Below are 20,433 nucleotides of genomic sequence, written 5' to 3'. Positions count from 1 at the left end.
AATGCGCTACCATTCGACCTGATCCATTGTCACGGCAGCGCTGCCACTGCCCGTCGCCAGGCCGATGTCCATTCGGGCCGCCGAGGTCCAGTCCGCGCCGGGCGCTTCCAGAAAGTCCTAACGTGTTTGCCGTTCTCTCCCTCGACATGGGGGCCGCCATGAAGACCCTCGTGCTCACGCTCGACCTGGTCGGCACCTTCGTCTTCGCCCTCAGCGGCGCCACCGCCGGCGCGCGCCGCCGCCTCGATATCTTCGGGGTGCTGGTGCTCTCCTTCGTGGCCGCCAACTCCGGCGGCATCGTGCGCGACCTCCTGATCGGCGCCACGCCGCCCGCCGCAATCAGCGACTGGCGCTACCTGGCCGTGTCGCTGCTGGCCGGCGTCGTCATCTTCTTCTGGTACCCGCTGATCAACCGCCTGAAAAGCCCGGTGCTGTTTTTCGACAGCGTCGGACTGGCGCTGTTCTGCGTGGCGGGCGCGCAGAAGTCGCTGGTGTTCGGCCTGGAGCCGGTGATGGCGGCGCTGCTCGGCATGCTGACCGGGATCGGCGGCGGCATCGCACGCGACGTGCTGCTGTCGAACGTGCCCGCCGTGTTCCGCTCCGATATCTACGCCGTCGCCGCCCTCGCCGGCGCCTCCGTGGTGGTGGTCGGCGACGCACTGCAGCTGCCGACCACCGCGACGGCCGTCGCCGGCGCCGCGCTTTGCTTCGGCCTGCGCATGGCTGCCGTACGCTACGACTGGCATCTGCCGCGGGCGCGCACGCCGGAGCATGCGGATGGGCAGCGCGAGGTGGATGAGCGGGATGACAATCGCTGAGGCCGGGCCAGGGAGCCGAGCGGCGGGTGAACTACCTTGACGCGCGTGCGTCCCCGATCGACAACTCAGTTCCCTGCTGGATATCGCTGAGAAAGTCCAGCGCGTCCCCGCCGTACATCGACGTCGGCACCGCGAGCTCGATCAGGCAGGCCAGCATCTGCCCGAACCAGGTCGGATCGCTGCCGCGGTGCTGGAGGCCATGGGCCTCGGCAAGATAGTGGACGGCGCGGGTGATGAGGTTGGGGTCTCTGCCCTGGCCGACAACGAAGTCGACGTGCCGCAGCGCGATTTTCTCGAATTGGTGGGCAAGCGTTTCCGCGATATCGGACGACACTTGCATCGAACCCGGATAGACGCACCGTGCGAGCCCGTGGCAGGCCTCGCTGAGGGCCCCCTGGCGAAACTCCATCATTTCATTCTCCATGCGAGACGGCACCGGCATCCATTATCGCATTTGCCCGAAGCGAGCCTGGCGCCATGCCGGCAGTCACCCGGCCAGCAAATGCGGCCCGATCTCCCGCACCGACTTCACGCCGGTGAGCACCATATTGGTCCGGATATCCTTCTCCATGATCGCCAGCAGGCGCTCGACGCCGGCCTGCCCTGCGGTGGCCAGCGCGTACACGAAGGCGCGCCCGATCAGCACCGAGTCGGCCCCGAGCGCCAGCATGCGGAAGACGTCGGTCCCGGTGCGCACGCCGCCGTCGGCGAAGATCGTCATCTTGCCTTTCACCGCGTCGGCGATCAGCGGGAGCGCCTGCGCGCTGGACAGGGCGCCGTCGAGCTGGCGCCCGCCGTGGTTGGAGACGACGATGCCGTCCGCGCCGAAGGACAGCGCGTCCCTGGCGTCGTCGGCATCGAGGATGCCCTTGATGACCAGCTTGCCCTTCCACTCGTCGCGGATCCATTGCAGGTCCGGCCAGGCGATGCCGGGATCGAAGTTCTCGCCCAGCCAGCCGATGTAGTCGGCCAGGCCCGTGGCGCTGCCGCGGTAGGCGGTGATGTTGCCGAGGTCGTGGGGCCGCCCGAACAGGCCGACGTCCCAGGCCCAGCGCGGGTGCAGCATGGCCTGGATCATGCGCCGCATGGGCGCGTTCGGGCCGCTCATGCCGGCATGGGCGTCGCGGTAGCGGGCGCCGGGCACCGGCATGTCGACGGTGAACACGAGGGTCGTCGAGCCCAGCTCCCAGGCGCGCCGCATCACGTCGCGCATGAAGGCGCGGTCCTTGAGCACATACAGCTGGAACCAGATCGGGTGCGAAGCCTGCGCCGCCACTTCCGCCAGCGGGCACACGGACACCGTCGACTGGATGAAGGGGATGTTGCGGTGGCAGGCGGCGCGCACCGCCTGCACCTCGCCGCGGCGCGCGTACATGCCGGTCAGGCCGACCGGTGCCAGCGCGATCGGCATCCCGTAGGGTTCCCCGAACAGCTCGACGCCCAGGTCGAGCTGTTCCGACCCGCGCAGCACCCGCTGGCGCAGCCGGACAGCTTGCAGGTCGTCGACATTGCTGCGCAGCGTCTGCTCGGCGCCGGCGCCGCCGTCAAGGTAGTGGAACAGGAATGGCGGCAGCTTGCGCCTGGCGGCTTCGCGAAAGTCAGTGGCGGACGAAATGATCATGGAATGGCGCGTGGTTCGATGAATGTTGAGTAGAAAACAGCCCGGCAAGGGGTGTCAACGTCAAGGCGGCCAATATCGCCTTTGCCCCGTGAATAATCACCCGCCTGATTGCAGCGTGCGTATTGACGGCGATCTGGTATCGCTCACGGGACTGATTATATGGACCGGCACACAGCACTCATGTTGACACCATCAGGCCGGAAAATGAATACTCGGCAAGGAAAATCTCCCATCAGGACGTGCACACCGATGACTGACCCCTACCGTACCGCCCGCGGCCCTGCGGCCCTGGCCGCCGCTTTAGCCTCGGCATTGGTCCTTGCCACGGCCGGCCGCGCCGGCGCGGCCGAGTCCAGGCAGCTCGAGCAGCTCGACCGCGGTGTCGTTGCGATCCGCACCGACAGCGGCAATTTTCTCAGCTGGCGCGCCCTCGGCCAGGAGCCTGCCTCCTCCACGGCGTTCAACCTGTACCGGGACGGCAAACGGCTCAACGACAAGCCGCTCACGGCGACCAACTTCGTCGACACCGGCGCCGCGCCCGGGGCGAGCTATGCCGTGCGCAGCGTGCGCCAGGGCGTCGAGTCCGCCGACGCGGCGAGCACCGTGAAAACGTGGGAGCAGCCCTACCTGCGCATCCCCTTGCGCAAACCGGCGGACGGCGTCACGCCGGACGGCCAGCCTTACAGCTATGTGGTGAACGACGGCTCGACCGCCGATCTCGATGGCGACGGCCGCTACGAGCTGCTGGTGAAATGGCAGCCGACCAATGCGAAAGACAATTCGCATCGCGGCCATACCGGCGCCACCCTGGTCGACGCCTATCGCCTGGACGGCAGCTTCATGTGGCGCATCGACCTCGGCCCGAACATCCGCGCCGGCGCCCACTACACCACGTTTCTCGCCTACGACTTCGATGGCGACGGCCGCGGCGAAGTCATGATGAAGACGGCCGACGGCAGCGTCGACGGCCAGGGCAAGGTCATCGGCAAGGCCGGGCTGGACCACCGCAACAAGGACGGCTATGTCCTGGCCGGGCCCGAATACGTGACCGTGTTCGACGGCCGCACCGGCGCGGCCCTGGCCAGCACCGGCTACCTGCCTGCGCGCGGCGAGGTCGCGGCCTGGGGTGATGGCTACGGCAACCGGGTCGACCGCTTCCTCGGCGGCGTCGCCTACCTCGACGGCGCGCGCCCGAGCGCGGTGTTCGCGCGAGGCTACTATACCCGCGCCGTGCTCGCGGCCTGGGACTGGCGCGACGGCAAGCTCACCCAGCGCTGGGTGTTCGACAGTAATACCGAAGGCAACGGCGCCGCGGCCGGCCAGGGTGCGCACTGGATGGCCGTGGCCGATGCCGACAGCGACGGCCGCGACGATATCGTCTACGGCGCCGCCACCATCCGCAGCGACGGCCGGCTCTTGTACAGCACGGGCCTGTGCCACGGCGACGCCCTCCACGTGAGCAAGCACGACCCGAGCCGGACCGGCCTGCAGGTATTCATGGTGCATGAGTCGCCCTCCTGCTACCGCGGCCACGGCGCCGAGATGCACGATGCGGCCACCGGCCGCGTGCTGTGGCGCGTGGACGGCAACGGCAGCGACGTCGGCCGCGGCGCCTGCATGGACATCGACCCGGCCCACCCGGGCGCCGAGTGCTGGGCCAGCGTCGGCGGTTTGATGAGCGCGGCGGGGGTGCAGATTTCGCCGGCGCGCCCGCGCTCCCTGAACTTCGGCCTCTGGTGGGACGGCGACCTGCTGCGCGAATCGCTGGACGGCACGCGCATCGAAAAATGGAATACGCAGGCGCTGCGCCTCGACCCGCTGCTCGACGGGGCCCAGTACCGCGCCGCCTCGAACAACGGCACCAAAGCCAACCCGGTGCTGTCGGCCGACCTGTTCGGCGACTGGCGCGACGAAGTCGTCTGGAGGAGCAGCAGCTCGGACGCCCTGCTCGTATTCAGCACCACGGCGCCGACCCGCCACCGACTCCCGACCCTGATGCACGACCCGCAGTACCGGGTGCAGGTGGCAGCCCAGAACGCCGGCTACAACCAGCCGCCGCATCCGGGCTTCTTCCTCGGCGAAGGCATGCCGCCCGCGCCCGTCCAGCAGGCATCCGTTCAACCTTGAATAGCACAACCAACATGACTCTCCGCCTGTCCCTGCCGGCCTTCGCCGCCGCCCTGCTCCTGTCCGGCGCCGCCGGCGCCGCCGAACGCCTGACCGTCACCGCCACCCATCCCCTCGAGATCGCCCGCCCGGGCGAAATCATCGCCATTGCCTGGACCCAGGTGGCAGCGGCGCTGCCGCGCGCCCTGAACCAGCAACTGGTGATCAAGGACCGCAAGGGCCGCACGCTGCCCTACCAGGTCACGAACCTGGCGCCGATGGCGAAAGACCCGCAGATGAACGGCGCCGCCTATGGCGAGCTGCTGTTCCAGCACGACTTCGCGCCGGGCGAAAAGACCGCCACCTTCACCATCGAAAAGGCCAAGGCCACCGTGCCGCCCTTCCAGCCGAAAACCTATGCGCGCTTCGTGCAGGAGCGCCTCGACGACTTCGCCTGGGAAAACGACAAGCTGGCCCACCGCACCTATGGCCCGGCCCTGGGCGCGCCCGCATCTGCCCCCGGTACGGCCGGCAGCGACAAGGAAGTGCTGGTCACGAGCGGCCTCGATATCTGGTTCAAGCGGGTGCCCTACCCGATCGTCGACCGCTGGTACAACATCGGCCACGACCACTACCACGTGGACGAAGGCGAAGGCATCGACATGTACAACGTCGGCCCGACCCGGGGCGCAGGCGGCACCGGTATCTGGGACGGCAGCAAGCTGCACGTCGGCGCCAACTTCAAGGGGTGGAAAATCCTGGCCAACGGGCCAGTGCGCACGGTGTTCGAGCTGCATTACGACAGCTGGGACGCCGCCGGCACCAAGGTATCCGAGGTCAAGCGCTTCACGACCGATGCCGGCCGCTATTTCGACCGCATCGACAGCACCTTCACCTTCACCGGCCCGGCGAGCCTGACGGCAGCCGTCGGCCTGAACAAGCGCCCGAGCGACAAGGGGCAGGAAGTGAAGGTCGATTTCAGCGAGAACCAGGCCGACGGCACGCTCGTGCAATGGATCACCCAGCGCAGTTTCGGCGACTTCGGCGTGGCCGTGATCGTGCCGCAGGCCGGCAGTACCGCCTTTGCCAGCGACGAGCGCAACGGCCTGGTGACGGCGCCCGTCACTTCCGGCCAGCCGCTGCGCTACCACGTCGGCGCGGCCTGGACCAAGGGCAGCCCGTTCGCCACCCAGCGCGACTGGCAGAAACACGTGGCCGAGGAAGCGGCCCGCCTGCGCGCGCCGGTGCAGCTCAAGATCGCCGCGGGCCGCTGACCGATGGCGCCACTGTCCCGACGCTCGTTCTTCAAGACCGGCGCCCTGGCTGCCGCGTTGCCGCTCGGCGTGCGCGCGGCGCCGGCCACCGCCGCAACCGCAGGTGCCGCCGCGCCCCTGGCCGCCGACCTCTCCTGGCTCGAAGGCGCGCCGGCCCTGATGACCGGCACCACCTTCGGCGTTCCCTGGCCGCGCGGCGCCCTGCGCAAGGACCAGGCGTTCACGCTCGGGGGCGCCACGGCGATCCAAAGCTGGCCAATCGCGTACTGGCCGGACGGCTCCCTGAAGTGGACGGCCCACGCGCTGCCGGCGCAGGCCGGCCTGGCGGACAAGCTCCGGCTGCGCCCCGGCGCCGCCCGCTCAGTGGCCAATGCGCCGGCCGGCCAGGCAATGACGGTCAGCGAGCGCCCAGACGTCATCGTCGTCAACACCGGCGTCATCGAATGCATCATCCCGCGCCAGGGCGGCGAGATCGTAAGCAGCATCCGCCGTGGCGGGCGCGAGATCGCGCGCAGCGGCAAGCTGGTCGCCCTCGCCGACGACCAGCCGGACGGCAGCGCCGGCAGCACGCGTCAAACAAGCTATGACAGCCGGCTCGCCCGCGTGACGCTCGAGCAGCGCGGCCCGGTGCGCAGCGTGGTCAAGATCGAAGGCACCCACCGCACGGTTGGCGGCGACAGCGGAGGCAGCCGTTCCTGGCTGCCGTTCACGGTGCGCCTGTATTTCTACGCCGGCGCCGAATCGGTGCGCATCATGCACACCTTCGTCTTCGACGGCGACGAGCAGAAGGACTTCCTGCGCGGCCTCGGCCTGCGCTTCGACGTGCCGCTGGCGGACGCCCCGCACGAGCGCCATGTGCGCTTTGGCGGCGAGAACGGCGGCCTGTGGGCCGAAGGCGTGCGCAACCTGACCGGCCTGCGCCGCGATCCCGGCGAGGCGGTGCGCAAGGCGCAGCTGGCCGGGCTGCCGCTGCCGCCGATTGCGGAGCGGGTGGACAAGTCGCTGCACCTGGTCCCGGCCTGGGGCGACTACAGCCTGTCGCAGTTATCCGCCGACAGCTTCCGCATCCGCAAGCGTACCAAGGCCGGCCACGGCTGGATCGACGCGGCCTGGGGCCGGCGCGCGCCAGGCCTCGGCTATATCGGCGGCACCGCCGGCGGCCTTGCCTTCGGCCTGCGCGACTTCTGGCAGCGCCACCCTACCCAGCTCGACATCCGCAACGCCCATACGGACGCGGCCCAGGTCACGCTCTGGATGTGGTCGCCCGACGCGCCGGCGATGGACATGCGCTTCTACCACGACGGCATGGGCATGGACACCCACGCCGAAGAGCTGCAGGGCCTGGACATTACCTACGAGGACTACGAAAAGGGCTTCGGCACGCCGGTCGGCGTTGCGCGCAGCAGCGAGCTGACGCTCTGGGCCCTGGGCGCGACCCCGCCACGGGAACGGCTGGTGCAGATGGCAGCCGCCGTGCAGACGCCGCCCCAGCTGGTGCCGGCGCCCGCCCACATCCTCGCCACGCGCGTGTTCGGCAACATGTGGTCGCTGCCCGACCGCTCGACCCACGCGCGCGCGCGCATCGAGGACCGCCTCGACGCGCATTTCGACTTCTACCGCAACGAGGTCGAGCAGCGGCGCTGGTACGGTTTCTGGGATTACGGCGACTTCCGCCATGCCTATGACGCCGACCGCCACGAGTGGCGCTACGACGTCGGCGGCTACGCCTGGGCCAACTCCGAGCTCTCGCCCGACCTCTGGCTGTGGTACGCCTTCCTGCGTACCGGCCGCGCCGACATCTTCCGCACCGGCGAAGCCATGGTGCGCCACACGAGCGAAGTCGACACCTACCACCTGGGCCGTTTCGCGGGCCTCGGCACGCGCCACAACGTCCAGCACTGGGGCTGCAGCGCCAAGCAGGTGCGCATCAGCACCGCGGTCTACCGCCGCATGTACTATTACCTGACGGCGGACGAGCGCATCGGCGACGTGATGCGCGAGGTGCTCGACGCCGACCGCAAGCTCGACCTGGTGGACCCGGTGCGCAAACTCGCGAACCAGCCGCCCAAGGGGCCCTATCCGGTACTGGCCAGCTTCGGCACCGACTGGGCCTCGCTGGTAGCGAACTGGATGACCGAGTGGGAGCGCACCGGCAGCACGCGCTACCGCGACCGCATCCTGACCGGCATGCGCGACATCGCAGCCATGCCACGCGGCTTCTTCAATGCCGAGCGCATGGGCTACGAGCCCGAAACGGGCCGCCTGCACAACATGATCGGCACCGGCGCCGCCGCCTCGCACCTGAATGCGGTGTTCGGCGCCATCGAGATCTTCGACGAGCTGATCGCCCTGACCGGCGACAAGGCCTTCGAGCGCGCCTGGCTCGACTACTGCGAGCTGTACAACGCACCGGTCGAGGAACAGCGGCGCCGCCTGGGCAAGCCGCACGGCGGCACCGATGCACTTTACCTCGGCAACTCGCGCATGACGGCCTATGCGGCCTGGAAGCGCAAGGACCCGGCGCTGGCCCAGCGCGCCTGGAAGGAATTCGAAGGCAAGCGGCCGTATCCGCCATTCGTCCCCGCACGCGTCGCCGGTTCGGCGACGCTGAACCCGGTCACCGAAGTACCGTACGTCAGCACCAACGACACGGCGCAATGGGGCCTGGCGGCGATCCAGAACCTGGCGCTCGTCGGCGATGCGCTGCCATCCACATGAGCTGCCACCTGAACACACTGTGATGACACAACGGTCGAGGAACCCATTCATGCACCATCCAAGCATCGGCGCCCTGCGCCAGGCCGCCGCAGCGGCCCTGCTGGCAACGCTCGCGGCCCAGGCCCAGGCGCAGGCCCCATTGCGCTTTGCCTTCGGCCCGGCGGCAGCGCCCACGGGCTTCACCCAGGTCGCGCCCGACGCCGCCTACAGCGCCGCGCGCGGGTACGGCTTCGAACCGGTGGCGCAGGAAGACAGCGCCCGGGCCAGCTATTTCTCGGTCGACCTCCCGGAAGGGAACTACACCGTCACCGTCACCCTGGCCGGCGACAAGGCGCCGGTGACGACGACCGTCAAGTCCGAGCTGCGGCGCCTGATGCTGGAGAACGTGCAGGCGCCCGCCGGGCAGCCGGTGACGCGCAGCTTCGTCGCCAACGTCCGCACGGCCCGCATCGCACCCGTGCCTGGCGTGCCTGCGGGCGAAGTCAAGCTGAAGGCGCCGCGTGAAACCGAGCAGGAAGCCTGGAACTGGGATGGGCGCCTGACGCTCGAATTCAACGGCGATCCAAAGGCGGTGCGGCGCGTGGAGATCGCCCCAAGCAATGTGCCGACCGTGTTCCTGCTGGGCGACTCGACGGTCAGCGACCAGCCCGGCGAGCCGTATAACAGCTGGGGCCAGATGCTGCCGCGCTTCTTCAAGCCCGGGGTGGCGGTGGCCAACCATGCCCAGTCCGGCGAAACCTACCGCGACTCGCTCGCGCGCCGCCGCATCGACAAGATCGTCAGCAGCATGAAGCCGGGCGATACCGTCATCATGCAATTCGGTCACAACGACCAGAAGCAGATCAAGGACGGCCGCAGCGGCCCGTTCACCACCTACAAGGCCGAGATCAAGACCCACGTGGACATGGTGCGCGCACGCGGCGGGCTACCGGTGCTCGTCTCGCCGGTCGAGCGCCGCGCGTTCGACGAGGCGGGCAAGGTCAAGCCCTCGCTGCTCGAGTACGCCGAAGCCGCGCGCCAGACGGCCAAGGAACTTGGCGTGCCCTTCATCGACCTGAACACCATGAGCCAGACGATGTACGCGGCGCTCGGCGTGGAAGGCTCGAAGGCGGCCTTCGCCTCGCCGGCGCCGGGGAAGCTCGACAACACCCATCACAACAGCTATGGCAGCTACCTGCTGGCCAAGGCCATCGGGCTCGGCTTGCGCCAGGCCGGCGTGCCGGTGGCGGCGCAGTTGCTCCCCGATTTCCGGTTCGACCCGGCGCGCCCGGATCCGGTGGCCGGCTTCGCGGTGCCGCCAAGCCCGAGCCGCGCGACGGCGCGTCCGCTCGGCGACGAGGGCAACAAGGTGGTGCAGACCGGGACAGCGCAATGAAGCGGCGCGCGGCACTGTCGCTGCTGGCCGGCGCCCTGGTGAGCGGCTGCGCGGGCCTGGGGCTCCCGGGCCGCAAGAGCGAAGCGCAGGCCTACCTGTTCGCCTACTTCATCAAGAACGGCGAGGACGGCCTGCACTTCGCGGCCAGCCAGGATGGCTACCGCTGGGAAAAGCTCGGCGGCGGCGCGAGCTTCCTCAGGCCGGTCGTCGGCAAGGCAAAGCTGATGCGCGACCCGTGCATCGTGCGCGGCCCGGACGGGACGTACCACATGGTCTGGACCAGCGGCTGGAACGAGAACGGCATCGGCTACGCCTCCTCGACCGACCTGGTGAACTGGTCGGCTCAGCGCGAACTGCCTGTGATGGCCCACGAGCCGGGCGTGCTCAACGCCTGGGCGCCGGAAATCGTCTACGACGCGGCCGCGGGTCACTTCCTGATCTTCTGGTCCTCGACCATTCCGGGGCGCTTCCCGCAGACCGACGGCGCCAGCGAAGAGAAGTACAACCACCGCATCTACGCCACCACCACTAAGGACTTCGCCAGCTTCACGGCCACAAGCCTGTTCTATGATCCCGGCTTTTCCGTGATCGACGCCAGCATCGTGCATGCGAAGGGACGCGACTGGCTGCTGGTGAAGGACGAAACGCGCTACCCGCCGAAGAAGCACCTGCAGCTGGCGCCCGTCCTGGACCTGCGCGGCCTGCGCTTCGGCCCCCTGGCCGCGCCGATCACGCCGCCGGGATTATGGACCGAAGGCCCGACGGTGCTGCAGATCGGCGACGAGGTGATCCTGTATTACGACGCCTACACCACCAAGCACTACGGCGCCCTGCGCTCGCGCGACATGGTGAACTGGGAAAACGTGACGAAGCAGATGCACTTCCCGGACGAAGGCACGCCGCAGCGCATGCGGCATGGGACGGCGTTCAGTGTGCCGGCAAGCCTGCTCGAGAACCTGCGCAAGGCGGTACCGAAGGCGGGTTAAGGGCGGCCGAGGAAAACAATGGACTACGAAACACGCGCGCAACGATTTCATGAATGTGTGGCGTCGTCCGATTGAATACGCAGTCGGCCAGTCGTCTGTCCTTGGCGAGACGACTGCGTCGGACGCTACCCGATGCCCGATCGTCGTTACAGCAGGCAGCCAGCGCAAGCGGATTACTGACGCAGTAATAATTAAAGTTGCTGATCATTAAATTCATCGCTACACTCGACCGCCTTGTTATGTGAGTAACTATCGGTCGCCATGTTCGCCATTTCTCCCCTCCTTCCGCGCCGCCTTGCCGCTGTCTTCGTCGCTCCTGTCATGCTTCTTGCCGCCTGTGGCGGTGGCGGCGGTGACAGCAGCCCGCCCCAGGGCGCGGCCATCCCCCCCGTCGCACCAGCGCCGGCACCGGGAGCCAGTTACGGCGTGGGGGGGAGCCTGGGCGGCCTGGCCGCCGGCAGCGAACTGAAAGTCGCGCTCAATGGCGGCCTGCCGCTGGTCCTGGGCCAATCCGGCGCTTTCAGCTTCCCCAACTCCCTTGCTTCCGGCACGACGTACGCGGTGACGATCGCCGCCCAGCCTGCGGGGCAGACCTGCACCATCGCCGGCGGCAGCGGCAGCGGCACGCTCGCGGCGAATGTCGGCAACGTGGCGATCACTTGCGAAACGACGCCGCCGGTCGTCACGCTGGCGACGATCGGCGGCAGCATCGCCGGACTGGAAGCGGGTGCCACGCTCAGCCTGGTGAACAATGGCGGCACCCCCGTCGCCTACAACACGAGCGGCAGCTTCAGCTTCAGTAATCTCCAGGGAGCGCCCTACTCCCTGTCGGTGGCGCGCCAGCCCGCTGGCCAGTGGTGCAAGGTGACCGGCAGCGCCGGCATCGCCACCGAGGCAACGACCCCGGTCACGGTCAACTGCCAGTCGGCCCAGCTTGTGCTGCTGGCCGGTAATGGCGGCGGCCCCGGCAGTGCGAACGGCGCCGGCACCAATGCGCGCTTCACGCGGCCGATGGGCGTGGTCCTCGACAGCGCAGGCAATCTGTTCGTGGCCGACCGCGACAATAGTGTCATCCGCAAGATCACGCCAGCGGGCGTCGTCAGCACCTTCGTCGGCAGCACCGGGCAGTTCGCCAGCGTCGACGGCGCGGGCAACGCGGCACGTTTCGGCAGCCCGTTGGGGCTGGCCATCGATCCCGACGATAACCTGTATGTCACGGACGCCTGGTTCAACAAACTGCGCAAGATCACGCCGGCAGGCATGGTCAGCACGCTGGCTGACAAGCCGACGATGACCGGTGCGCCCGACGTTCCGGCCACGGACACCAGTTGGCACCTCCTGGCCGGTATCGTGCGCGACGCGGCCGGCAACCTGTACGTGGCCAACAGCGGCAACAACGTGATTCGCAAGCGTGCGCCGGACGGCACGGTGACGACGCTGACCGGGCGTCACAACGTGTGCGGACACGCCGACGGCGCGGCGGGCGCCGCGACATTCTGTGGGCCGACCGGCATCGCGCTCGATGCGAGCGGCAACCTGATCGTGATCGATGTCGACAACCAGCTCGTGCGCAAAGTTTCGCCCCAGGGCGCGGTGACGACCCTGGCCGGCGTGCCGGGCCAGGCAGGCGGCCGCGACGGCCCGGGCGCCACCGCCACCTTCGGTTTCCCGCATTTCTTCTACGATGCCCGCTTGCCGCTGCCGGGCATTGTCGTCGAACCGTCCGGCAGCGTGCTGCTGGCGGATTACTACAACGGCCGGCTGCGCCGGATCGGCCCGAATGGCGACGTCACGGCCGCCGCCGGGCTCGGCGAAGGCTATATCGACGGCGACGCGGCCAACGCACGCTTCCGCAATCCGACCGGCATTGTGCTGGGCGCCGGCGGGCAAGTCTTCATCGCCGAAGACACGCACGTGATCCGCAAGCTGGCCTCCGGCCAGGTATCGACCTTCGCCGGCAAGCCCTTGATCGGCGACCAGATCGACGGCGTGGGAAGGGCCGCCTACTTCAGTAACATCCTCGGTCTCGCAGTCGATGCGTCGGGCAATATCTTCGTGGCCGACGAGAACAACCACGCGATCCGCAAGGTCACCCAGGCCGGCCTCGTCACGACCTTCGCCGGCCGCGCCAATCGCACTATCAAGATCGAGGCCGGACCGGCACCGGACCAGGTAGTCAACCCGAACGGCATCGCGATCGACCGCGCCGGCAACCTTTACGTCATCGACCGCTCGTGCGTGCGCAAGATCGCGCCGGACGGCAGCGTGACCATCCTGGCAGGCTCGTTTGTGGACAGCGGTTACGTCGACGCCGCCGGCGCCACGGCGCGCTTCTCGATGCTGAGCGCCATCGCGGTCGACGACAAGGGCAACGTCTTCGTCAAGGACTCCTATACCTTCCGCAAGATCTCGCCCGACGGCAGCGTCTCGACTGTTGCCCGCTCCGGCTGCGGCTATCGTGACGGCCCGCAGGGCGAGTTCTGCAATGTCAACGGCATGGTCCTCGACCGCGCCGGCAACCTGTATTTCAGCGATTCGAGCAACCGTAACATTCGCAAGCTGTCGCCCGACGGCATCATGAGCACGCTCGCAGGCAACATGGTGGCGAACTCCTCGCGTTCCGGCAGCGCCGACGGCCAGGGCGCCGCGGCGGAGTTTTCCTCACCCGGCAGCCTGGCGATCGACAGCGCGGGCAACCTGTACGTCGCGGACGGGGGCAACTATACGGTGCGCATGATCACGCCGGCCGGAGCGGTGTCGACACTCGTCGGGACGGTGGGGCGATACGAGGTGCACGAAGGTCCGCTGCCGGCGATGATTGCTGGAGCGGTGCTGGCGATTGGGCCGGATGACAGGTTGTATATTGGATCTGCGAATGCGGTGTTGACGATCAATTTGAAATGATGGACAAAGCCCCGATGACCTGGACTGCGATTCGCAGCGCCGCAATTGGCCGACTGCGCACGAGCTCGTGAAAATATTGGAACCCTGAATGGAATACCACATTACCTCCCTGGCTGACCATCCTGCACACGCCGCCGGCGTGGCTGAACGTATCTACCGCTTGTGGGGGCGCCTGATTCACGCAGATACCGGCATGTCCGCCTCCGATTTTACCGAGGTGATCCGCAGCCGGGCTGTGACCCATCGGGTTCCCCTGACCCTGATTGCACTGGCCGGAGACGAGCTGGTCGGCACAGTCAGCCTCAAAGAGGACGAACCCACCACCGCCGAGAACCTGTCTCCCTGGATTGGCGGCCTGCTTGTCGATGATTCCTGGCGCGGCAAAGGACTGGGACAGGCCTTGCTGGCCGCGGCAGAAGCGGCGGCCGCGCGGCTCGGATATGCCTCACTGTACCTGTCGTGTGAGCCGGACGTGGAGCATTTCTACGGACGCTCCGGCTGGGCCCTGGTGCGTCGTACGCACTCCTGTGGCGATGAGGTCGCGCTGATGACAAAACGTTTGACCGGACGCGTGCCGGAGGCCAGCTCCGGCGCGGATTGAGAACGTGGCCGCCGCAGCGGCCGCGTTCATTCCAACTTAGCGCGCGCCCTGGAACATCAGGCCGCTGTCGTTCAGCCCGAACTTGTACTTCTTGTTCATCTCGATGACTTCGGCGCCAGCCAGCAGTGCCGGGCCGTAGCCGTGGGCGGCCTTGACGCTGGTCGGGCGGTAGGCGTAAAAGGCCGGATCGAAAGCCATGCCGGTGCCAACGCAGATACCTTCGATCTGGCCGTTCGCCAGCACCTTGCTGGCCACCGCATTCCAGGCGAAGTTGGCCATCGGGCCGTACATCTGCGGCTCGACATAGCCGCGATTCACGGCGCGCGCGATGGCGTAGGCATAGATCGCCGTGGCCGAGGTTTCCTGGTAGGTGTCGTTGCGGTCGATCAGCTGGTGCCAGAAGCCGTCCTTGGTCTGGTACGAGGCCAGGCCCTTGATGTGGGCGCGCAGCTGCGCCAGCACCTGGTTATAGCCCTTGTGGTCCTTCGGCAGCACTTCCAGCACCTCGACCATTGCCATCACGGCCCAGCCATTGGCGCGCGCCCAGTGGAATTCGGGATGGTCGCGCATGCCTTCCACATAGCCGTGCATGTAGATGCCCAGCTGCGGGTTGAACATGCGCTTCGAGAACTGCAGCACCTGTCGCACGGCGTCGTCATAGTGCTCGCGCTTGCCCGTGGTCTTGCCCAGGTAGGCCATGGTCGGCACGCCCATGAACATGTCGTCCAGCCAGAGGGTGTCGGGCAGCGGGCGCATCTTGCGGCCGCCATTGCCGTCCGGGCCGCCGCGCGCGAGCGTGCCGTCCTTCAGGCGGTATTCCTTCTTGGTGACGAAGTCGCCGCAGATGCCGATCATCTGGCCATAGTCGACCGGGGAAGCGGACAGCTTCGCCTTCATGAAGCTGTGGCACAGCGCGCCGGCGTCGTCCAGCGCGTGCGGGTTGAGGAAGCTCTTGATCGGCGCCGCCGAATTGGCGGTGTCGGCTTTCACCACCGGGTAATAGGCCTTGGTCAGGTCGGCCAGCAGCTGGTGGCGCTTCGTGACGTAGTCGGTGTAGCGCTTGTCGCCGGTGGCGGCACCCGCGGCCAGCATGCCGAGATAGGTCACGCCCCATTCATAGCTGGTCAGGCGGAAGTCGCCGGGTTTGAGGACCGCCTGCGGATTGGCGCGCGAGATGTCGGTAATGGCTGCGCCGGTCGTCTTGTCGACCAGCTCGGCCGGCGTGGTGCGCTCGAGGTAGACGAGCACGCGGTCGAGCACGGCCTTGGTTTGCGCCGCTTCCATCGGGCGGTACTGGGTCGGGTACTTGACGTCGAGCGCGTGCAGCATGGCGTCGGCCGGGGCCGGGCCTTTTTCCTGGGCGACCGGCGCTTCCTGGGCCGAGACGGCCAGCGAGGTCAGGCCAGTGACAAGGGTTGCGGCGACGAGCAGGCCGATCAGGGTACGGCGCGGAATCGGGGAATGGTCCAAGGGATGTCTCCTTTTAGTTATTTGAGCTGATGAATCGTGAGGTTGTCGATCGTCTGGCGCGACCAGGTCGTGCGAAAGCCGAAGTAGCCGCGCGTGAGCGGCTGCGGATCGCGGAAGGAAAAGAGTGGTTTGCCGTCGATGCGCATGCGTGTGCAGCCCGCGTAGACCGCGATCTCGACCTGGTAGTCGCGGTTCGGCTCGAGCAGCTGCGCCGGGTCCAGATGCTCGGCGAGCAGGACGCGCTTGCCGTCGCCATAGCGCCGGAACCGCGTGGTCGTATTCGTATTGCCGCCAACACCGACGTAGTAGAGGTCGAGCTTGTCGTAGTCCTCGAACTTGCCGCTGCGGGTGAACAGGTTCGCATTCTGTGGATCGCGCGCCATCCAGAAGTGGTTGAAGTCGGACAGGCGGTCGTTCTTGCCGCCGTCGACCACCACGCGCCGGGTGTAGCTGATCAGGAGGTTGCCGGACAGCGGCTTGTCCAGCCACACCGTGGCGCCGGAATCGACGTCGATCAGCAGGCGTCCATCGCGGCTGGCGATGGCGTTGCCCGGTTTGCGCTCGTACTCGGCCACGTAGCCGGTGAGCGGGCCGTGAAAATCGTCCTGGTGCAGCAATACGCCGCGTTCACCCCATTGGGTGCAGGCAGGCGCCGCCTCGGCCGCCCGGGCCGGACCGCCAGCCGCCAGGGCCAGTGCCAGCCCCAGGGAGGACACTGCGGCTTTCATCATTGCGCAGCCACCACGGGATTGGCGGCAAAGTACGCGCCGAGCGGATTGCCCGGCAATGCCTTCAGGCCGGCGACCACGCGCGCAGCGTTGAATTCGGCGCCAGCTGCGTTCGTGTGCGTGCGCGCGTCGGAAAAGAAGGTATCGACCTTCGCCGCGCCAATCGTGCGGTAGCCATCGGACACCAGCATGGTCAGGTCCATGAACAGGGCCCCGTTCGCAGCGGCCACCTGGCGGCCCCAGTCGGCGAAGTTGGCGAAATCGCGTTCGCCCTGCCAGCGGTCGCGGTGCGGGATCGGCGAGGCGATGATCACGGTGGCGCCTTTCGCTTTGGCGTCCGCCACGTAACGGGCCGTGTACCAGCCGAAGCTGTGTACCTGCTCTTTCTTTCCGTCGGGGCGGGTGTCTTCCACCGTCTCCGGGCCGATGCCGGGTGCGGAAGCGCGGTTTTTGTTACCCGGGTCGCCGATGCGCCCGCCGTCGTTGTGGCCGAACTGGATGATCACGACATCGCCGCGCTTGAGCTGGCCGAGCACGCGCTCCCAGCGGCCTTCGGTGAAGAAGGTGCGGCTACTGCGCCCGCCGATCGCGGCGTTCACGACGTTGATCTTCCGGGTGTCGAAATACGGCGTGATGCGTTCGCCCCAGCCGATCGCGCCGTTCTGGCCGCCGCTCTTGACGGTCGAGTCGCCGACCAGGAACAGGGTCGGCAGCGACGGGTCACGCGGCGCTTCGTCGCGCACGGTGCGCGCGTCGACGATCGGGCGCACATCTTCGCGCGGTTTCAGCCATCCAGCAACGCGCTTGTCGCCCAGTGCTTTCAGGCCGCTTGCCACGAACTGCGCGTTCAGCTCGGCGCCCGCCCAGTTGGTGTGCACGCGCTCGTCGGGCGACGTCATCGGGAACAGCTTCATGACTTCCTCGCGCCCGAGTTCGTCGTAGCGGCGCGCGGCCATGTCGTTCAGGTCGATGAAGCCAGCGCCTTCCCGGCGCGCCACCGCCTCGGCCCAGCCGGCATAGCTCTCCTTGTCGCGCCGCGCCCGGCCCGCGTCGTCCCAGGCCTTGCGCGGGATGAGCGAGACGACGACCGGCGTCGCACCTTTGGCGCGGATCTCGCTGATGAACTTGCGCAGGTACCAGCCGTAGCTGTGCACGGTCTCGCGCTTGCCCGTCAACAGGTTGTCGATGTCCTGGGATTCGTCACCGACGCCGCGGATGGTGCCGCGCGCGCGCTTGTCGTCGTTCAGGGCCGAGGAATCGTTGTGGCCGAACTGCATCAGGACCACGTCGCCCGGCTTGACGAAGGCCAGGGTGCGCTCCCAGTGGCCGCTGGTGACATACGTGCGGCTCGACAGCCCGCCGACAGCGCGGTTGACCAGGTTGGCCTTGGCCGGATCGATATAGGCAGCCAATGGATTACCCCAGCCCCACTGGCCCGCCGAGCCCTTGCCCTGGCCGTCGTCGCGGCCATTGCGCACCGTCGAGTCGCCGATCAGGATAATCGAAGGCAGCGCAGGATTGGCCGGCTCGGGCAGAGTCACCTGCGCGCGTGCCGGGTCGGTGTTCACCGCGGGAGCCAGGATCGGCTTTTGAGCGGGCTTTTGAGCGCAGCCGGCCAGGCCCACGCAAGCGAGCATCAGCACCAGGAAGGCACGCAAATATGCACGTAAGTAAGCTGTGAATGGGGGCATGGATGGTCTCCGGTTGTGCTTGTTTTTCCAGATTTTATGCGGCGCGGCTCGGCAGAGCGAATTCTGCTCAGAAAGAATCAAGAAAATGATTAGTTTCGAGCAATACCTCCTGTGACAATGGCGCATTCCACCCTGGAGAAACCACCATGCAACTGCGCTCCCCTGTGATCCTGACCCTGTGCGCGGCGCTGCTGTGCTCGCTGCCATGCGCGGACGCGTCCGCCCAGATCGGCAAACGCTTCCCGTCGGAGCGCAAGCTGGTGAAGGATCCCGTCACCGGCACGGTCCTCACCTTCCTGACCAGTAAACCGCACGGCGACTCGAAAATCTATCCGACCCATCCGCAGTGGACCTCCGACGGCAAATGGCTCGTGTTCCGCTCGCGCCTGGCCGGCGACGAAGCGCTGGCCGTCAACGAACAGACGGGCGACATCGTGCAGGTGACCGAGGGCGGCTACATCGGCATGCTGAACCTGGCGCGCAAATCGATGAAGCTGGTCTTCATGCGCAAAGCTGAGGCCGGCTTGAAGGTGGTCGAGGTCGACCTGGCGCGTGTGCTGGCCGACAGCGCCGCCGGGCGGATGGCGGCGCCAAGCACTTACCAGCGCGTCGCCGCCACCCTGCCCGCCTCGCTGCAGGCGGGCGGCGACCTGGCGCTCGACGCCGACGAGGAATGGGCGTATTTCAAGGTCGGCAAGGACGAAGCGGCGCGCCACATCAAGCCGGGCACGAAGATCGAACCGGCGTTCGGACCGCGCAAGATGGGCGCCGGACCCGAGGGCATCGCGCGCCTGAACCTGCGCACCGGCGAAGTCAAACACGTGGTCTCGGTTCCGTTCCAGGTCGGCCACATCCAGGCCAATCTGTGGAATCCGGGCGAGCTCGTGTTCTGCTGGGAGACCGGCGGCAAGTCGCCCCAGCGCACCTGGACCGTGCTGGCCGACGGCAGCGGCCTGCGCCCACTGTACCCGGAAGCGCCCTACGAATGGGTCACGCACGAGGCGGTGATCTCGAAGGACGAAGTGGCGATGGCGATCATGGGCCACCGCGCGATACCGGGAGCCGCCGCATCGGTGGCAGGGCCGGCCACCGACGTCGGCGGCGCCAATCCAGGCCAGGACGACGGCTGGGGCCCGACGGGCACCCGCGAAAAGCCGACCGGTCTGGCCATCGTCAACCTGCGCACGCGCCAGATGCACATCGCCGGCCAGACGCCCTCGGGCAGCGGCCTGTGGCACGTGCACGGCTCGAGCGACGGCCGTTTTGCGGTCGGCGACGATTTCTCGCGCAGCCTGTTCCTGATCGACCGCCGCACCAAGGAGATGATGATGCTCACCACCGGCCACAAGACCACGGCCGCCGACCATCCGCACCCGACCTTCAATGCCGACGGCACCCGGATCCAGATCCAGTCGGCCATGCTGTCGGAAGACGGGCGCACGATGAACATCGCCATCGTGCCGGTGCCGGAAGCGTGGCTGAAGCGCGCTCCGTAAGCGTCAGTCCAAGGGCGTGATCCGCAGGTTGCGCAGCTCGTAGGGCACGCCCTCGAGCTGGAAGCCGATCCGGCCCGCGCGCGGGTTTGCCGCGCTGATGCGGTTCTGCGGCACGCCGTTGACGCTGACCTCGATCACGCCGTCGCGGCTGACAATGTCCGCGCTGTTCCATTCGCCGGCGGGCCGCTCGCTATCGGCAGCGGTATGTCCCTTGATGGCGGGATAGGCACCCGGCGCGCTGGTCAGCGGCTCGGCGAAAGCGGCGCCGGCCATCGGCAGCACGTCGCCCGCGAAGCCGTGCTTGGTCTGGACCTGGACGCTGAGCGGCCAGGCGCCGTCCTTCGGTCCCGACGCAACGTGCATGAGCACGCCGGCGTTGCCCGGCTTGCCCGGCCAGCGCCACTCCACGTGCAGCCGGTAGTTGGTGTAGCTGGCGCGGGTGGCGATATAGCCCGCAGGCTTGCTGGCGACGGCGATGACCCCGTCCGCCCGGCGCGACCACGCGCCTGCCAGGTCGGCCGGCGGCGTCGCGACGAGTTCAAGCGCGTCGGTGGTGTCGAACGGTTGCCTGCCGGGCGTGGCGCAGCCGGCCAACAGGACAGTACTGAAAAGAATACAGATAAGATGAGAATGTTTTGGCATATC

Annotated in this window: 15 protein-coding genes; 9 read left to right on the top strand and 6 right to left on the bottom strand. The window is 67.7% G+C overall.

Going from position 1 to position 20,433, the window contains the following annotated elements; all coding sequences use genetic code 11:
* Positions 1–122: 122 nt before the first annotated feature.
* On the top strand, positions 123–818 hold the full coding sequence (locus ACFPN5_RS22955; RefSeq protein ID WP_379786167.1) for a trimeric intracellular cation channel family protein: 696 nt from the start codon (positions 123–125) through the stop codon (positions 816–818).
* A gap of 31 nt (positions 819–849) precedes the next feature.
* Here ACFPN5_RS22955 and ACFPN5_RS22950 read toward each other — a convergent pair whose 3' ends face one another.
* Positions 850–1,230, bottom strand: coding sequence for a hypothetical protein (locus ACFPN5_RS22950; protein ID WP_379786166.1), 381 nt, complete (start codon positions 1,228–1,230; stop codon positions 850–852).
* A 75-nt stretch (positions 1,231–1,305) separates the two neighbouring features.
* A complete protein-coding gene (lldD, locus tag ACFPN5_RS22945) occupies positions 1,306–2,439 on the bottom strand; it encodes an FMN-dependent L-lactate dehydrogenase LldD (protein WP_379786165.1) in 1,134 nt (377 codons plus the stop codon).
* 249 nt (positions 2,440–2,688) lie between these two features.
* Between lldD and ACFPN5_RS22940 the strand changes: the two genes are divergently transcribed.
* From ACFPN5_RS22940 to ACFPN5_RS22910, 7 genes are all read left to right on the top strand, one after another.
* Positions 2,689–4,566, top strand: coding sequence for a rhamnogalacturonan lyase (locus ACFPN5_RS22940; RefSeq protein WP_379786164.1), 1,878 nt, complete (start codon positions 2,689–2,691; stop codon positions 4,564–4,566).
* A gap of 14 nt (positions 4,567–4,580) precedes the next feature.
* Positions 4,581–5,819: a DUF4861 family protein gene (locus ACFPN5_RS22935; protein ID WP_379786163.1), complete on the top strand. Its 1,239-nt coding sequence runs from the start codon at positions 4,581–4,583 to the stop codon at positions 5,817–5,819.
* 3 nt (positions 5,820–5,822) lie between these two features.
* Positions 5,823–8,537 carry an exo-rhamnogalacturonan lyase family protein gene (locus ACFPN5_RS22930; RefSeq protein WP_379786162.1) on the top strand — a complete coding sequence of 905 codons (2,715 nt, stop codon included), beginning with the start codon at positions 5,823–5,825 and terminating at the stop codon, positions 8,535–8,537.
* Between the two features lie 49 nt (positions 8,538–8,586).
* Positions 8,587–9,912 (top strand): rhamnogalacturonan acetylesterase, encoded by a 1,326-nt coding sequence (locus ACFPN5_RS22925; protein WP_379786161.1) that lies wholly within the window; start codon positions 8,587–8,589, stop codon positions 9,910–9,912.
* A complete protein-coding gene (locus ACFPN5_RS22920) occupies positions 9,909–10,898 on the top strand; it encodes a glycoside hydrolase family 43 protein (protein ID WP_379786160.1) in 990 nt (329 codons plus the stop codon). Before ACFPN5_RS22925 ends, ACFPN5_RS22920 begins: the two co-directional genes overlap by 4 nt.
* A gap of 321 nt (positions 10,899–11,219) precedes the next feature.
* Positions 11,220–13,802, top strand: a complete 2,583-nt coding sequence (locus tag ACFPN5_RS22915) for an NHL domain-containing protein (RefSeq protein WP_379786159.1) — start codon at positions 11,220–11,222, stop codon at positions 13,800–13,802.
* An 88-nt stretch (positions 13,803–13,890) separates the two neighbouring features.
* Positions 13,891–14,403 carry a GNAT family N-acetyltransferase gene (locus ACFPN5_RS22910; protein ID WP_379786158.1) on the top strand — a complete coding sequence of 171 codons (513 nt, stop codon included), beginning with the start codon at positions 13,891–13,893 and terminating at the stop codon, positions 14,401–14,403.
* A 36-nt stretch (positions 14,404–14,439) separates the two neighbouring features.
* Here the strand turns inward: ACFPN5_RS22910 and ACFPN5_RS22905 are convergent, their stop codons facing one another.
* From ACFPN5_RS22905 to ACFPN5_RS22895, 3 genes are read right to left on the bottom strand one after another with little or no spacing between them, the layout of a single operon-like run.
* A complete protein-coding gene (locus ACFPN5_RS22905; protein WP_379786157.1) occupies positions 14,440–15,873 on the bottom strand; it encodes a glycoside hydrolase family 88/105 protein in 1,434 nt (477 codons plus the stop codon).
* Between the two features lie 17 nt (positions 15,874–15,890).
* Positions 15,891–16,604: a DUF6250 domain-containing protein gene (locus ACFPN5_RS22900; RefSeq protein WP_379786156.1), complete on the bottom strand. Its 714-nt coding sequence runs from the start codon at positions 16,602–16,604 to the stop codon at positions 15,891–15,893.
* Positions 16,601–18,292 carry a rhamnogalacturonan acetylesterase gene (locus ACFPN5_RS22895; RefSeq protein WP_379786155.1) on the bottom strand — a complete coding sequence of 564 codons (1,692 nt, stop codon included), beginning with the start codon at positions 18,290–18,292 and terminating at the stop codon, positions 16,601–16,603. Before ACFPN5_RS22895 ends, ACFPN5_RS22900 begins: the two co-directional genes overlap by 4 nt.
* A gap of 146 nt (positions 18,293–18,438) precedes the next feature.
* On the opposite strand from ACFPN5_RS22895, the gene ACFPN5_RS22890 reads away from it, so the two are divergent.
* Positions 18,439–19,788, top strand: a complete 1,350-nt coding sequence (locus ACFPN5_RS22890; protein WP_379786154.1) for a TolB-like translocation protein — start codon at positions 18,439–18,441, stop codon at positions 19,786–19,788.
* Between the two features lie 3 nt (positions 19,789–19,791).
* Here ACFPN5_RS22890 and ACFPN5_RS22885 read toward each other — a convergent pair whose 3' ends face one another.
* On the bottom strand, positions 19,792–20,430 hold the full coding sequence (locus tag ACFPN5_RS22885) for a 3-keto-disaccharide hydrolase (RefSeq protein WP_379786153.1): 639 nt from the start codon (positions 20,428–20,430) through the stop codon (positions 19,792–19,794).
* Between the last annotated feature and the right edge of the window lie 3 nt (positions 20,431–20,433).

The sequence above is a fragment of the Massilia niabensis genome, from assembly GCF_042655085.1.
GTDB lineage: Bacteria > Pseudomonadota > Gammaproteobacteria > Burkholderiales > Burkholderiaceae_D > Telluria > Telluria niabensis.
The sequence above is the reverse complement of the archived record's forward strand: the minus strand, read 5'-3'. Positions and strand labels throughout refer to the sequence as shown.